The 14158-nt window shown below is 67.2% G+C and carries 14 protein-coding genes; 6 read left to right on the top strand and 8 right to left on the bottom strand.

Annotated features, from left to right (window positions below; translation table 11 throughout):
- Window positions 1-10: 10 nt before the first annotated feature.
- Both EPO55_RS15060 and EPO55_RS15055 read right to left on the bottom strand, forming a co-directional pair.
- Window positions 11-766: a class I SAM-dependent methyltransferase gene (locus tag EPO55_RS15060; protein WP_296337763.1), complete on the bottom strand. Its 756-nt coding sequence runs from the start codon at window positions 764-766 to the stop codon at window positions 11-13.
- Window positions 763-1722, bottom strand: a complete 960-nt coding sequence (locus tag EPO55_RS15055) for a glycosyltransferase family 2 protein (RefSeq protein WP_296337762.1) — start codon at window positions 1720-1722, stop codon at window positions 763-765. The genes EPO55_RS15060 and EPO55_RS15055 overlap by 4 nt, the downstream gene beginning before the upstream one ends.
- A gap of 95 nt (window positions 1723-1817) precedes the next feature.
- On the opposite strand from EPO55_RS15055, the gene EPO55_RS15050 reads away from it, so the two are divergent.
- On the top strand, window positions 1818-2981 hold the full coding sequence (locus EPO55_RS15050; RefSeq protein WP_296337761.1) for an ATP phosphoribosyltransferase regulatory subunit: 1164 nt from the start codon (window positions 1818-1820) through the stop codon (window positions 2979-2981).
- Between the two features lie 132 nt (window positions 2982-3113).
- Window positions 3114-4406 carry an adenylosuccinate synthase gene (locus tag EPO55_RS15045; protein WP_296337760.1) on the top strand — a complete coding sequence of 431 codons (1293 nt, stop codon included), beginning with the start codon at window positions 3114-3116 and terminating at the stop codon, window positions 4404-4406.
- A 156-nt stretch (window positions 4407-4562) separates the two neighbouring features.
- Here EPO55_RS15045 and EPO55_RS15040 read toward each other — a convergent pair whose 3' ends face one another.
- On the bottom strand, window positions 4563-5363 hold the full coding sequence (locus EPO55_RS15040) for a hypothetical protein (protein ID WP_296337759.1): 801 nt from the start codon (window positions 5361-5363) through the stop codon (window positions 4563-4565).
- A 198-nt stretch (window positions 5364-5561) separates the two neighbouring features.
- Window positions 5562-6407 (bottom strand): choline kinase family protein, encoded by an 846-nt coding sequence (locus tag EPO55_RS15035; protein ID WP_296337758.1) that lies wholly within the window; start codon window positions 6405-6407, stop codon window positions 5562-5564.
- A 76-nt stretch (window positions 6408-6483) separates the two neighbouring features.
- Between EPO55_RS15035 and EPO55_RS15030 the strand changes: the two genes are divergently transcribed.
- A complete protein-coding gene (locus EPO55_RS15030; RefSeq protein WP_296337757.1) occupies window positions 6484-8160 on the top strand; it encodes a thiamine pyrophosphate-binding protein in 1677 nt (558 codons plus the stop codon).
- A 171-nt stretch (window positions 8161-8331) separates the two neighbouring features.
- Here EPO55_RS15030 and EPO55_RS15025 read toward each other — a convergent pair whose 3' ends face one another.
- From EPO55_RS15025 to EPO55_RS15010, 4 genes are all read right to left on the bottom strand, one after another.
- Window positions 8332-9375, bottom strand: coding sequence for an aspartate-semialdehyde dehydrogenase (locus EPO55_RS15025; protein ID WP_296337756.1), 1044 nt, complete (start codon window positions 9373-9375; stop codon window positions 8332-8334).
- A gap of 29 nt (window positions 9376-9404) precedes the next feature.
- Window positions 9405-10256 carry an enoyl-CoA hydratase gene (locus EPO55_RS15020; protein ID WP_296337755.1) on the bottom strand — a complete coding sequence of 284 codons (852 nt, stop codon included), beginning with the start codon at window positions 10254-10256 and terminating at the stop codon, window positions 9405-9407.
- 52 nt (window positions 10257-10308) lie between these two features.
- Entirely contained in the window at window positions 10309-11259 is a 951-nt protein-coding gene (gene rpoH / locus EPO55_RS15015) for an RNA polymerase sigma factor RpoH (RefSeq protein ID WP_296337754.1), read from the bottom strand.
- A gap of 141 nt (window positions 11260-11400) precedes the next feature.
- The gene (locus EPO55_RS15010; protein ID WP_296337753.1) at window positions 11401-12372 is read right to left on the bottom strand and encodes an RluA family pseudouridine synthase; all 972 of its coding nucleotides are present in this window, start codon (window positions 12370-12372) and stop codon (window positions 11401-11403) included.
- 9 nt (window positions 12373-12381) lie between these two features.
- Here EPO55_RS15010 and EPO55_RS15005 point away from each other — a divergent pair, with 9 nt between their 5' ends.
- From EPO55_RS15005 to EPO55_RS14995, 3 genes are read left to right on the top strand one after another with little or no spacing between them, the layout of a single operon-like run.
- On the top strand, window positions 12382-12723 hold the full coding sequence (locus EPO55_RS15005) for a DUF6476 family protein (protein WP_296337752.1): 342 nt from the start codon (window positions 12382-12384) through the stop codon (window positions 12721-12723).
- A 2-nt stretch (window positions 12724-12725) separates the two neighbouring features.
- Complete coding sequence (locus EPO55_RS15000) at window positions 12726-13121, top strand: VOC family protein (protein ID WP_296337751.1); 396 nt, start codon at window positions 12726-12728, stop codon at window positions 13119-13121.
- The gene (locus EPO55_RS14995; protein ID WP_296337750.1) at window positions 13118-14158 is read left to right on the top strand and encodes a low specificity L-threonine aldolase; all 1041 of its coding nucleotides are present in this window, start codon (window positions 13118-13120) and stop codon (window positions 14156-14158) included. The genes EPO55_RS15000 and EPO55_RS14995 overlap by 4 nt, the downstream gene beginning before the upstream one ends.

Raw genomic sequence — 14158 nt, 5'->3', positions numbered from 1 at the left:
TGCTCCTCCGTCAGGCAGGCTTGCGGGCCACCACGACATATTGCGCGCCGAGCGGCAACCACGCCAGTACCCGGTCGACCGGACGCAGCACGGCCAGCCCCGGCGGCATGAACATCAGGTAGTCGGTGTCGAGATCGTAGCGTGCGACATTCAGCAATCCATGGCGCACCTCGGTCGAGTCGAGCAGGATGGCATTCCTGTCGATCGGCGTGCGCGCAATGACATACCGCACCAGCGGGTTGCGCGGATTGTGCTCGAAGACATAGATCCGCCCGCCGGGCTTGAGCACGCGACCGAGCTCGGCATAGACCGCCGGACGCTCCGCCACCGGAACGTGATGCAGCACCGCGCTGATGGTGATGATGTCGAACCGGCCGTCGGCGAACGGCGTCCGCGCGCCCTGCTGCGGCGCCAGCGCGGGCGCTTTGCCGAGCCTGGCCGGCCACCGCTTCTCGACCTGGCGCAGCATCCCGCTGGAGATGTCGCAGCCGGTGAACTCGGCGCGCGCGCCGGTCTCCGCCAACACCCGCATCAGGCTGCCGACGCCGCAGCCGTAGTCGAGCACGGCGAGCCCGCCGGTCCGGAGCGCCGGCTCGCGGCGCATCAGCCAGCGCGTCTTGACGGCGATGAACTGGTCGGCCGACTTTCCCATCATCCGCTTGACCGGATTGTCGAGGCCGCCCTCGTATTCGGCAGCGTAGTCGTCGAATTCCGCCGGCTCGCCGGACCAGGAGACAGGCCCCGTGACCGGATCGCCCGGATTCATTTCGGCCCGCCAACGATGTCGCGGATCATGAACAGCGGCCGCCCCTTGCTCTGGTCGTAGAGTCGGCCGAGATAGGCGCCGATGATGCCCAGCATCAGGAACTGCATGCCGCCCAGCAGGCCGAGAGCCGCCATGATCGACGTCCAGCCGGGCAGGTTGGCATGCATCAGCCAGCCGATGATCGAATAGACGAAAAAGGCGAACCCGACCGCCGCCATCACCCAGCCGATCGTCATCGACGCCATCAGCGGCACCACCGAGAAGGCGGTGATGGCGTCGGCGGCGAAGCGGATCATCTTGCTGAGCGGATACTTGCTCTCGCCCGCCGCGCGGGCGTGGCGATCATAGAGCAGCGGCACCTGCCGGCCGCCGATCCAGGCCACCATCCCGCGGATGAAGCGATGGCGCTCGGGCATGGCGAGCAGCAGGTCGAGAACGCGGCGGCTGACGAGGCGGAAGTCGCCGGCATCGGTGGGAATGTCGACGTCGGTGAGCTTGTTGATCAGGCGATAGAAGGCAGCGGCGCTCGCGCGCTTGAACAGGCTTTCGCCGTCGCGTTGCCGACGCTGGCCATAGACCACGTCGGCTCCTCCCTTGCCATCCACGCCGTCCATCAGGGCCATCATGTCGGGCAGCAGTTCGGGCGGATCCTGGAGGTCGGCATCGATGATCAGGATGCGCTCGCCCCGGCAGACGGACAGTCCGGCCGTCAGCGCGAGCTGGTGGCCGTGGTTGCGCATCAGTCGGACAGCCACGATCCTGGAATCGGCGGCTGCCGCGGCTGTCATGACCTCCCAGGTGCGGTCGCGCGAGCCATCGTCGACCAACACGATCTCGGCGCCGCCGCCCGCGGAATCCAGCACCGCGCCGACCCGGCGCAGGAACTCGGGCAGGACGTCCTGCTCGTTGTAGCAAGGAGCCACCACGGAAAGCGCCGGGCGGGAGAGCTCATTCATAGCCGCGACCAATAGCCCATCGGTGGCCGGATACAAGCACTCCCTCCCCTTGTCGTCCTCCCAATTTGGGGCGCAATGGGCTATCAAGCGGCACCATGACCGCCAATGACAACGACCACCGTGGCCTTCTGCCGGCCGGACTTGCCGACCTGCTGCCGCCCGACGCGGCGCGCGAGGCCCGGGCCATCGACCTCGCCATCGAGCGTTTTGCCGCGTTCGGCTATGAACGGGTGAAGCCGCCCCTCGTCGAGTTCGAGGAATCGCTGCTGGGCGGCCCGGGCGCGGCACTCGGCCCGCAAACCTTCCGGCTCATGGACCCGGTCTCGCAGCGTATGATGGGCGTGCGCCCGGACATGACCGTGCAGGTGGCGCGCATCGCGGTCACCCGGTTGAAGCACGAACCGCGGCCGCTGCGGCTGTCCTACGGCGGCAACGTCATCCGCGTGCGCGGCAGCGCGCTCAAGCCCGAACGCCAGTTCGCCCAGGTCGGCACAGAGTTGATCGGCGTCGATTCGGCCGAGGCCGACGCCGAGGCCGTGCTGCTGGCCATCGATGCGCTGCGCGCCATCGGCGTTGCCGACCTCACGGTCGATCTCAACCTGCCGACGCTGGTCGCTGCCGTCGCCGCCGGGCTGAAACTGCCGGCCGAGCCGCTGCGTCGCCTGCGCCGGGCGCTCGATCGCAAGGACGAAGCGGCCGTTGCCAAGGCGCTCGGCGAAAAGAAGGGTGCCGAGCTGTTCGTCGGCCTGTTGCGTGCCGCCGGCCCGGCCGATCGCGGCATCGCCCAGCTCGCCGGGCTCAAGCTGCCGGCCGCCGGCGCCGCCGAGGCGGCGCGCCTGGCCGAGGTGGTGAAACTGGTTCGCGCCGCCGATCCCGATCTGCCGCTCACGATCGACCCGGTCGAATATCGCGGCCTCGAGTACCAGACCGGCGTGTCGTTCTCGGTGTTCGCGCTGAAGGGGCGTCAGGAACTGGCGCGCGGCGGACGCTATTCGGCAGGCTATCCGGAGGACGGCGTCAGCGAGCCCGCGACCGGCTTCACCGTCTACATGGATGCCGTGCTGGCGGCCTCGGATGCCGCGCCGCAACGGCCGCGCCTCTACCTGCCGTTGGGTGTCGCGTGGCGTGAAGCCGCGCCTTGGCAGGCCAAAGGCTACGCCATCGTGCGCGCAGTCGTCGCAGTGTCCGAGCCGCGTGCCGAAGCCAAGCGGCTGAACTGCAGCCACGCGCTGATCGACGGAGACGCCGTCCCCCTCTGAGGCTGCCTGTTGAGGATCGATTTCACCTCGCCTGCCTCGGGCGGAAGTGCTATCCGACGTCACGCCTCTCCGGCACCGGCCCCGGGGAGGCGTTTTCGTGTGTGAAGGGCTTGTGTCTGAAGGAATGGGGCAATGGCCAACGTGGCAGTGATCGGCGCCCAGTGGGGCGACGAGGGCAAGGGCAAGATCGTGGACTGGCTGAGCGAGCGCGCCGAGGTCGTGGTGCGCTTCCAGGGCGGTCACAATGCCGGCCATACGCTGGTCATCGGCAACCAGACCTACAAGCTGGCACTGCTGCCGTCCGGCGTGGTGCGCGAGGGCAAGCTCTCGATCATCGGCAACGGCGTCGTGATCGATCCCTGGCACTTCCTCGAGGAAGTGAAGAAGGTCACAGGCCAGGGCCTGTCGGTCACGCCGGAGAGCCTGAAGATCGCCAATCACGCCGTGCTGATCCTGCCGCTGCATCGCGATCTCGATGGCTGGCGCGAGGACGCGCCCGGCGTCATCCGCGTCGGCACGACGCGGCGCGGCATCGGTCCCGCCTATGAGGACAAGGTCGGCCGCCGCGCCATCCGCGTCGGCGATCTCGGCGAGCCCGACATGCTGCCGCTCAAGGTCAACACGCTGCTGGCGCACCACAATGCGCTGCGCAAGGGGCTGGGCCAGCCGCAGGTCGACGCCGCCAAGCTGACGGCCGAGCTGCTTGAGCTCGCGCCCAAGATCCTGCCCTTCGCGGAAGATGTCTGGGAGCGGCTCGACGGCTTGCGCGCCGCCGGCAAGCGCATCCTGTTCGAAGGCGCGCAGGCCACGATGCTCGACATCGACCACGGCACCTATCCCTACGTCACCTCGTCCAACACGGTGGCGGCGCAGGCCATGATCGGCAGCGGCATGGGCAACGGCTCGGTGGGCTATGTGCTGGGCATCGCCAAGGCCTACACCACGCGCGTCGGCGACGGCCCCTTCCCGACCGAGCTTCAGGACGAGATCGGCCAGGGACTGGGCGATCGCGGCAAGGAATTCGGCACCAACACCGGACGGCCGCGGCGCTGCGGCTGGTTCGACGCGGTGATGGTGCGCCAGGCGGTCAAGCTGAACGGCATCGACGGCATCGCGCTCACCAAGCTCGACGTGCTGGACGGCATGACGGAGATCAAGGTCTGCGTCGGCTACGAGCTCGACGGCAAGACGATCGGGCGCTTCCCGTTCACCATGGGCGCGCAGGCCAAGCTCAAGCCGGTCTACGAGACGTTCGAGGGCTGGCACGAGAGCACGCAAGGCGCCCGCTCCTTCGCCGAACTGCCGGCGACCTGCATCAAGTATGTGCGCCGCATCGAGGAACTGGTCGGCTGCCCGGTGGCGCTGGTCAGCACCAGCCCGCAGCGCGAGGACACGATCCTGATGACGGACCCGTTCAGGGATTAGAGTCATGGTCATCTCTTCCCCTTTGCGGAGTCCGCAAAGGGGAAGTGCCCTCGTCTTACGAGGGCGATGGGGTTCATGACCCCCTCCGCCCCTGCGGGGCACCTCCCCCGAGACGGGGGAGGAGTCCGTGGGACAGGGGTTCACGTCGCCTGCCCCTCACGCCGCCTTGTCCAAGTCCTTGTTTGCATTCGCCGAATCCGGCGTGTCCGGAGTCGTGTCGTGGGACACGGAATGGCGTGTTTCACGTCGCCGTTCCATCAGGACGAGCAGCCGTTCGGCCAGCGCCGCCTCGTCGAGCGGCTTGGTGCGCAGCGCCGCCAGTTCTCGGCGTTCGGCCCGGTCCTCGGCACGACGGCGGTCGACGTCCAGCCGGTTCTGCACATGCATCAGCATCCGTGAGTCGATCCGGCGCCGTTCGCCCACCTTCTTGCCTGCGTAGAGGATCGGCTGCACCTCGACGTGGCCCGCCCGCAGGATGATGTCGTCGTCGACGGCGCGGGTCCGTTGGGCGATCGCCTTGTCCCACAACTCGGCGAACCGGGGCAGCTCGTCGCGCCAGCGGTAGAGCGTGCTGCGGTTGACCTTGGCGCGCTCCGCCGCCTCGGCCACGAACCCGCACATCGCAAGGTGATAGCGAAAGGAGGCGCGCTTACGGGCCGGCGTGCGCAACCGCGCGGGGTTGGTGAGCGCCCTGTCGCGCAGGGACTTCGGCGCCTGTGGCGGAGCTTCCTCCTTCACGGCGGGCGCCGGCGGCGTCTCGCGGCCGAGCGCGCGATCGAGCGGATTATAATTGAGCCGCGGGATCGGCATGCGGTCCATGGCGCTCGGGAGCGAGGGCTTTGCTTCCTCGGCGGCCAGGATGCGCAGCCGAGTCAGGCCCATGTCGCGGTAGATCTGCGGAAGGTGCGGCCCGTCGCCGAAGATTTCCCAGCGTTCGAGGGCTTCCTGTGCAGTCATGAGATCCTCCTGTGATTCCTCGCTTTCTGTGGCAGGAATATCAGAAGGATAGGTAATCGTAAATAGGCCTATTTAGTAGGATTCCAGCCTGGGGTGCCAGCATTTTGCCTGCACTTCATTGCTGGGAGCGCGCAACTCCAGTTGCGCTCATCCACCGTGTTCGCACGAAGATGCGCCACTGGAGTGGCGCGCTCCCAGCTATGACCGGGCCATGAGTTGCTCGAACCGGCGGAGGTATTCACGCGCGTGCGCGGTGTAGTCGACGCCCGGTGTCTTCAGATGCACGTCCGAGACCATCGCCCACAACGCCTCGCGGAGCGCACTGGCCGCCTTCATGGCCTCGAACGCGCGGCGCAGATCGCCCGATACCTTGCCTTCGAAATAGGCATCGAGGAGCGACGCGTCCTCGGCCTCGCCGAAAGCGCCGTTCGACGACAGGTTGGCGAGATCGAACATGGCGGTGCCGAAAGCGCCATACTCCCAGTCGATCAGCCACAACTTCTTGCCGTCATCCATGAAGTTGCCCGGCAGCAGGTCGTGGTGGCCGAAGACCGTCGGCATCGGCACCTGCGCCCGCTCCAGCCGGTCGGCCAGCGCCATGTACCGGGGATCGGCATCGATCAGCCGCACATAGTCGCGGATGACGTGGAACACCCAGAAGGCATTGACCGGTCCGCGTACGCGCCGGCCGACCTCGGCGTGACAGGTCTTCAGCAGCGGCACGATGCGGCCGATGTTCGTGGCGAGGTCGGCTTCGCCGAACGTGCGGCCATCGATGAAGCGCAGCACCATGATGCCCGGCTCGGCGTGAACGACCTCGGGCGAGAGACCGGCCTCGAAGGCGGCGACCGAGGCCGCGCGCTCGCGGTCGCGGAAGACGTGATGGACGGGAATGTCGGCGCCGCAGCGCACGACGAACTTCTCCCGTCCATCGTCGGCGACATAGGAGAGGTTGGTGAGCCCGCCCTTGAGCGGCGCCAGGGTCACCGGGCCGCGCCAGCACGCCAGATGCGCGAGCTTGCTCTCCAGATCGTCCTTTCGCATCGCGCGTGCCTCCCCGACACAATCATTCCACGCGACGCGCGCGCACGCTACCCTCGCCGCCTCCAGGGAGGAAACAATGCCCGACGCCCGCGTTACGAATACCATCACCGGCCGTGACGCCTTTCTCCGCGTGCTCGCCGACGAAGGCGTCGTAAAAATGTTCGGCAATCCCGGCACCACCGAACTGCCGATCATGCACGCGCTCTCTTCAGCGCCGGAGATGGGCTATGTGCTCGCCCTGCAGGAAGCCGTGGTCATCGCCATGGCCGACGGCTACGCCCGCGCCTCGGGCAAGCTGGTGTCGTGCAACGTCCATGTGGCGCCCGGCCTCGGCAACGCCATCGGCTCGATCTACACCTCGATGATGTCGGGCACGCCGATGATCGTGACGGCCGGCCAGCAGGAACAGGGCCATGGGCTGACCGAGCCCCTCCTCTACGCGCCGCTGGTGCCGATCGCCACGCCGGTCGTGAAATGGGCGACGGAAGTGAGCCGCATCGAAGACCTGCCGCGCATCCTGCGACGCGCCGCCAAGATCGCGACCACGGCGCCGACCGGTCCGGTGTTCATCTCCCTGCCCGGCGACATCCTGAACAACGAAGCCGCCATCGACATGGGAGAGGTCACCCGGGTCGACACCGCCGTCCGCCCCTCCGATGCAGCACTCGAGCAGCTCGCCAGACGCCTGCTTGCCGCGAAGAAGCCGGTAATCCTGGCCGGCCACGAGATCGCCACATCGGACGCCTTCGCCGAGGCGACGGCGCTCGCCGAAGCGCTGGGCGCGCCGGTGCTGCAGCAGACCGTGGCCTGGGGCGCGCATTTCCCGTCCGAGCATCCGGCTTACCTGGGCGCGCTCAACCGCGACCAGAAATACGTGCGCCGCGTGCTCAGCGACTACGACCTGATGTTCTGCGTCGGCGCCGATGTGCTCAAGATGTCGGTGTGGAGCGAGACCGAGCCGCTGCCCGAGACCACGGCGGTGGCGATGGTGGGCCTGCGCGACTGGGAGATGGGCAAGAACTTCCCCGCCGAGATCGCCTTGCGCGCCGACGTGAAGGAGACGCTGAAGGCGCTCGTGCCGCTCCTGAAGAAGCTGGGCGGCGCGGCACTCGCCGAGCGCGCCAGGGCGTCGCTGGCCGAGATCGCCCCGCGCAACTGGAACGCCCAACGCAAGGCGCGCGCGGCCAAGCTCACACAGCCCGCCAGCGAAAAGCCGCTGCAGGCGGAGTGGGCGATGATGCGGCTGACCGACAAGCTGCCCAAGGATGCCATCCTGGTCGAGGAAGGCCTCACCAGCACGGCGACGCTGATGAACTACTTCGCCTTCCGCGACCGCAACAGCTTCTTCGGCAACGTGAGCGGCGGCATCGGCTGGGGCATCGCGGCGGCCGTGGGCGTGCAGATCGCCGAGCCGAAGCGCCGCGTCGTGGCGGTGATCGGCGACGGCAGCGCCATGTATTCCATCACGGCGCTGTGGACGGCGGCCAACCAGAAGCTGCCGGTGATCTTCGTCATCACCAACAACGAGGGCTACCAGATCCTGAAGAACCGGTTGAAGTTGTTCCACGGCAACGACACGCCGATCGGCATGGACTTCAACGACCCGCCGATGAACATCGCCAAAATCGCCGAGGGCTTCGGCCTCGCCGCCGAGCGCGTCGACACGGCAGCCGGCTTCGATTCGGCGCTCGACAAGGCGCTGGCGAAGACCGACGGCCCGACGCTGATCGAGGTGATGGTGAAGAAGAGCTGAGATCTTCTCCTCCCCCGTCATCGGGGGAGGTGTCACCGTCTTACGGTGACGGAGGGGGTCATGAACCCCATCGCCCTCGTATGACGAGGGCACTTCAGGTGCTAGGTCGCCTGCGACCTAGCACCGACTACGCGGACTCCGCGTAGGGGAAGAGAATGATCCTGACTCGCCCTACTCCGCCGCCTGAGCGCGGCTCTGGAGCTTGGCGAGTTCCTCGGCGATCTGCACCGCGTTCCAGGCCGCTCCCTTCAGGAGCTGATCGCCCGCCACGAACAGCACCAGGCCATTCGGGTTGGAGAGGTCGCTGCGGATACGGCCGACATGGATGTCGAGATCGCCGCTGGCTTCCAGCGGCATCGGGAAGTGGTTGGCGACAGGGTCGTCGACCAGCTTGATGCCGGGCGACTTGCCGAGAATCGCGCGCGCCTCGGCCGGCGACAGCGGCCTTTCGAGGTCGAGCGCGATCGACTCGGAATGGGCGCGCAGCACGGGCACGCGGATGCAGGTCGGCACGATCGCAAGCTCCGGCATATGGAACATCTTGCGCGTCTCTTCGACGACCTTGTTCTCTTCCTCGTTGTAGCCGTTCTCGGCCACCTTGGTGTTGTGCGAGAAAACGTTGAAGGCGATCTGGTGCGGGAAGACGCTCCTGGTGACTTCCTTGCCCCCGGCGTGCTGCTGCACCTGGTCCTCGAGTTCCTGCATGGCGGCAGCACCTGCGCCGGAGGCCGACTGGTAGGTCGACACGACGATCTTCTTCACGCCGGCGGCCTGGTGGATCGGCCACACCGCCGTGGCAAGAATCGCCGCCGTGCAGTTCGGGTTGGCGATCACGCCCTTGTGCAGGGCGAGATCGCCCGGGTTGACCTCGGGCACGACCAGCGGCGTGTTGGGGTCCATGCGGAAGGCCGAGGAATTGTCGACCACGATCGCGCCCGCGGCCTTGGCGTGGGGAACGAATTCGCGGCTGCGCGTGGCGCCGGCGCTGAAGAAGGCGATATCGACGCCCTTGAAGGCGGACGCGGTCAGCTCCTCGACCTTGTGCGGCTTGCCTTTGAACTCGAGGGTCTTGCCGACCGAGCGGGCCGAGGCGAGCAGCTTCAGGGAAGCGACGGGGAAGTTCCGTCGCTCGAGGACGCGGAGGATTTCAACTCCGACCGCGCCGGTGGCGCCGACGATGGCAATGTTCTGGGCGTTCATGATGGCGCGCAACATACAGGAGCGGCCTGGCTGCGAAAAGTCCGCTAGTCCGCCGCTTTCTCATGCTTCTTTATGGCTGGCATTAGCCCTGTTGGGTCAACCAGCTTGCCGTGCGCCAGCATATTGTGGGCATGGGCGAGGTGATGGAGCGCAAACGACGTCTGCATCGCCCCGACACGGCCTTGCGCGTCCTGGGCGGCGTTGATCGCCTGCTTCACGAGTTTCAGTGCGAACAGCGGCTTCTGCGCGACGCGCTCGGCCATTGCCATGCCGAACGATTCGAGCTCGGCCCGCGGCACGACGTGGTTCACCATGCCCAGCCGGTGCGCCTCGGCCGCCTTGATCCAGTCGGCGGTGAACAGGAACTCCTTGGCCTTGCGGATGCCCATCTCCCAGGGATGGGCGAAGAACTCCGCGCCGCCCACACCCATCGCCACCGAATGATCGAGGAACTCGGCGTCCTCGGCGCAGACGATGAGGTCGCACGGCCACATCAGCATCAGGCCGCCGATCATCACCTTGCCGTGGACGAGCGCCAGCGTCGGCTTGGGAATGTTGCGCCAGCGCTCGCAGAAGCCGAGGTAGATCTCCTGCTCGCGCGCATACTGGGCCTCGGCGCCGGGCTTGCCGAAACCGCCCCAGGTGCCGACGGTGTCGTGCTTCGCCATGTTGCGGTGGCCGTCGGCCTCGCGCAGGTCGTGACCGGAGGAAAAATGCGGCCCGCTGGCCGACAGCACGATCACCTTCACCGTGTCGTCATGCGCGGCGCGGTCGAAGGCGTCGTTCAGCGCATAGAGGAATGCCGTGTCCTGCGCATTGCGCGTCTCGGGGCGGTTGAGGACGATGCGCGCAATGCCGCTCGGCAACGTCTCGTAGAGAATGGGCGAAGTCGTCATGGCAGGCTCCCGGGTGTTCCGGGAGCCTACCGTACTGGACGTTCCGCGTCGCTCAGCCGTGCGCGGGGGCCGGCTGGGTCCCCGGCTGAGTGGTCGGCCTGGCGGCGGCTTCCACCACCATGTTCTTCATCGCCTTCTGCAGCTTGTCGAAGGCGCGCACCTCGATCTGGCGCACGCGCTCACGGCTGATGCCGTACTTGGCGCTGAGGTCCTCGAGCGTCTTGGGCTCGTCGACCAGACGCCGCTCGACGATGATGTGCTTCTCGCGGTCGGTGAGCTGCCGGAGCGCCGCCGCCAGCATCTGCTTGCGCTGGCCGAGCTCCTGGCTTTCGCCAAGACGCACCTCCTGGTTCGGACTGTCGTCGACCAGCCAGTCCTGCCACTCCATGTCGCCCTCGGCCTTGACCGAGGCGTTGAGCGAGGAGTCGGGCCCGGCGAGGCGGCGGTTCATGTTGACCACCTCCTCCTCGGGCACGCCGAGGCGGGTCGCGATCTTGGTCACCTGGTCGGGCGTCAGGTCTCCCTCTTCGATCGCCTGCATCTGGCCCTTCAGCTTGCGCAGGTTGAAGAACAGCTTCTTCTGCGCCGCCGTCGTGCCCATCTTCACCAGCGACCAGCTGTGCAGGATGTATTCCTGGATCGAGGCGCGGATCCACCACATCGCATAGGTGGCGAGGCGAAAGCCGCGGTCCGGATCGAACCGCTTGACCGCCTGCATCATGCCGACGTTGCCCTCGGAGATGAGCTCCGCCACCGGCAGGCCGTAGCCGCGGTAGCCCATGGCGATCTTGGCCACGAGGCGCAGATGGCTGGTGACGAGCTTGTGGGCGGCCTTGGAGTCGCCGTGCTCGCGCCAGCTCTTGGCGAGCATGAACTCCTCCTGCGGCTCGAGCAGGGGGAACTTCCGGATCTCCTGCAGATAGCGGCTGAGGTTGCCTTCCGGCGTCAGGGACGACGGCAGGGAGGGAAGGTTGGCGGTAGCTGCACTGGTAGCTGCGCTCATGGGGCGGCTCTCTTTCGTACTCCAGACTGGTGTGAACGGGCGTTTAGCACTCTCGCCCGTCGACTGCTAAACCTGACTCTAAAAGTCAGATAGTCCCTGGGTCAATCTAAATCCTACTAACCCCCTCAGGTATTAAGGAGATTACTTAACGCCGTTCAGCGATGCCACCAACTTCTTGAAGTCTTGAGGCAATTCTGTGGCAAAGCTCATCACTTTGTGGGTGGTGGGATGGCGGAACTCGAGCCGGGCTGCATGCAGGGCCTGCCGCGGGAACTCCTTCAACGCCTCGGGAGCAGCCGTGTTCCGGGATTTGCGGCCATAGACCGGGTCGCCGACCACCGGACAACCGATATGCGCCAGATGAACGCGGACCTGATGCGTCCGGCCGGTTCCGAGCCTGGCGCCGACCAGGCTCGCCAGCGGATGCAGCGCAGGCCCGAAGCGCTTTTCCAGCCAATATTCCGTGACGGCAGCCCGGCCGCTCGTCTTGCGGACCGTCATGCGCTTGCGATCGACAGGATGGCGGCCGATGGCGGCATCGATGGTGCCGGTCCGGGGTTTCGGCTCACCCCAGACCAGCGCCTGATAGATGCGCGTGAGGTCGTGGGCGGCAAAGAGCTTGGACAGCGCCTGGTGGGCCCGGTCGTTCTTGGCCACGACCATGACCCCCGACGTATTCTTGTCGAGGCGGTGGACGATGCCCGGCCGGCGAACGCCACCGATGCCCGACAGGCTGTCGCCGCAATGGGCCAGCAGGGCGTTGACCAGCGTATGGTCGGGGTTCCCCGGGGCCGGATGGACGACGAGGCCAGCCGGCTTGTCGAGCACCAGCAGGTCGGAATCTTCATAGAGAATGTCCAATGCAAGGGCCTGCGGCAGCGGCGTCGCGGGCTCGGGCTCTGGAATATCGACCACGAAGCGGTCGCCCGTTTTGACCTTGCGGGACGGCTCTTCTATCGTCGTCCCATCGGCCAGCGTCACGCGGCGGCCCTCGATCAGCGCCTTTACGCGGCTTCGCGTGAGGGCCGGCAAGGCTAGGGCCAGCGCGCGGTCCAGTCGCTCGCCGGAAGCGCTTTCGTCGAAGGTCACAGTGTGGCGGGCGGCATCGCTCATGGAGTTTTCTTGGCGTCTCCCGTTCAGGCCTCCGCACCGCTCTGGCTGAAGGTGCTGGTCATCGTGATGGGCCTGCTGATCGTGGCCGGCTTCGTCGTCATCGCGGCCGAAATCGCCCGCCGCATGTCTACGCCCAACGCCGCCCGGCCGCCAGCGTCCGGCGCGGCGAGCGGATTCTCCGAGCGCATTGCGCTGCCGTCGGGCGCGCGCGTGGTGTCGATGAACGCGGTCGGCGACCGCCTCGTCGTCCATGTCGAGACCCAGGGCGGACCTACGGCGGCCTATGTCGTCGACCCGCGCAATGGCGCCCTGCTCGGCACCATCGAATTCCCGCCCGGGGTCGCGCGCTAGCGATGATCGATCACCTGTCGATCACCACGACCGACGTCGACCGCGCCCAGACCTTTTACGACGCTGTTCTGGGAGCGCTCGGCTATCCCAGGGTCTACCGCCGGCCCGAGGCCATCGGCTACGGCGAGCGCGGCCGCGACCCCGACTCGCCGCCCTATATCTCGATCTACCTCTGTCGCGGCACCTTCGTGCCGGACAACCGGCATTGGGCCTTCCGCGCGGGAAGCCCCGCCGCCGTGCGGGCGTTCCATGCCGCCGCGCTAAAACACGGCGGCACCGACGACGGACCGCCTGGTCTCAGGCCGCAATACAACCCCGACTACTACGGAGCGTTCGTGCGCGATCCCGATGGCAATCGCATCGAGGCCGTCACGCACCAGCGCGAGGACAGGAAATGAACTTTCGCAGCGACAACGAGGTCGGCGCCCATCCCGCCATCATCGAGGCCGTGAGCCGCGCCTTCTCGGGCGGCACCGCCCCCTCCTACGGCGCCGACGCCTGGACGCACAAGGTGGAACAGCGCCTGCGCGACCTCTTCGAGCGTCCCGACCTGGTGGCCTTCCCGGTCGCGACCGGCACGGCAGCCAACGTGCTGTCGCTGGCGTGCTGCACGCCGCCCTGGGGCGCCATCTTCTGCCACCCGGCGGCGCACATTGCGGTCGATGAGGCCAACGCGCCGGAATTCTTCACCTCCGGCGCCAAGCTCTGCCCGGTCGGCGGACCGGCGGGCAAGATCGACCCGCGCAAGCTCGCCGAGGCGCTGGCCGAGCCGGTCTACGGCGTCGTCCATCATCCGCAGCCGGCCGCGGTCAGCATCACCCAGGCAACCGAATCCGGCACCGTCTACGGCCCCGAGGAAATCGCCGCCATCGCCACCTCGACGCACCGCCATGGCCTAAAACTCCACATGGACGGCGCACGCTTTGCCAACGCGCTCGCCTTCGTCGGCTGCACGCCGGCGGAACTGTCGTGGAAGGCGGGCGTCGACGTGCTGAGCCTGGGCGCCACCAAGAACGGTGCGATCGCCGCCGAAGCCGTCGTCTTCTTCAACGCCGGCCTCGCCCGCGAGTTCGAGTTCCGTCGCAAGCGCGGCGGGCACCTTCTGTCCAAGATGCGGTTCCTGTCGGCCCAGCTCGAAGCCTATCTGACGGATGGGCTGTGGCTCGCCAACGCCCGCCATGCCAACGCGATGGCCCGCCACCTCGTGGCCGGGCTGACGGCGCTCAAGGGCACGCAGCTTCTCTATCCTGTCGATGCCAACGAGATCTTCGTCGTCCTGCCGGCCCGCATGCATGATGCGCTGGAGGCGGCAGGGGCGCAGTATCACCCTTGGCCATCCGACCGGCCCGGCGAACGGGCGTTCCGGCTGGTCACCGCCTTCGACACGAGTTCGGCGGACGTCGAACGCTTCCTTTCCATCGCCAAGGCGGCTTGA

Source organism: Reyranella sp., from assembly GCF_004296935.1.
Classification (GTDB): domain Bacteria; phylum Pseudomonadota; class Alphaproteobacteria; order Reyranellales; family Reyranellaceae; genus Reyranella.
The sequence above is the reverse complement of the archived record's forward strand: the minus strand, read 5'-3'. Positions and strand labels throughout refer to the sequence as shown.

Bases quoted from the DNA above. Each gene is read 5' to 3' on its own strand.
- EPO55_RS15055 (WP_296337762.1), bottom strand. From the start codon at position 1,722: ATGAATGAGCTCTCCCGCCCGGCGCTTTCCGTGGTGGCTCCTTGCTAC.
- EPO55_RS14995 (WP_296337750.1), top strand. From the start codon at position 13,118: ATGAACTTTCGCAGCGACAACGAGGTCGGCGCCCATCCCGCCATCATC.
- EPO55_RS15020 (WP_296337755.1), bottom strand. From the start codon at position 10,256: ATGACGACTTCGCCCATTCTCTACGAGACGTTGCCGAGCGGCATTGCG.
- EPO55_RS15040 (WP_296337759.1), bottom strand. From the start codon at position 5,363: ATGACTGCACAGGAAGCCCTCGAACGCTGGGAAATCTTCGGCGACGGG.
- EPO55_RS15010 (WP_296337753.1), bottom strand. From the start codon at position 12,372: ATGAGCGATGCCGCCCGCCACACTGTGACCTTCGACGAAAGCGCTTCC.
- EPO55_RS15030 (WP_296337757.1), top strand. From the start codon at position 6,484: ATGCCCGACGCCCGCGTTACGAATACCATCACCGGCCGTGACGCCTTT.
- EPO55_RS15000 (WP_296337751.1), top strand. From the start codon at position 12,726: ATGATCGATCACCTGTCGATCACCACGACCGACGTCGACCGCGCCCAG.
- EPO55_RS15035 (WP_296337758.1), bottom strand. From the start codon at position 6,407: ATGCGAAAGGACGATCTGGAGAGCAAGCTCGCGCATCTGGCGTGCTGG.
- rpoH (WP_296337754.1), bottom strand. From the start codon at position 11,259: ATGAGCGCAGCTACCAGTGCAGCTACCGCCAACCTTCCCTCCCTGCCG.
- EPO55_RS15025 (WP_296337756.1), bottom strand. From the start codon at position 9,375: ATGTTGCGCGCCATCATGAACGCCCAGAACATTGCCATCGTCGGCGCC.
- EPO55_RS15045 (WP_296337760.1), top strand. From the start codon at position 3,114: ATGGCCAACGTGGCAGTGATCGGCGCCCAGTGGGGCGACGAGGGCAAG.
- EPO55_RS15050 (WP_296337761.1), top strand. From the start codon at position 1,818: ATGACCGCCAATGACAACGACCACCGTGGCCTTCTGCCGGCCGGACTT.
- EPO55_RS15060 (WP_296337763.1), bottom strand. From the start codon at position 766: ATGAATCCGGGCGATCCGGTCACGGGGCCTGTCTCCTGGTCCGGCGAG.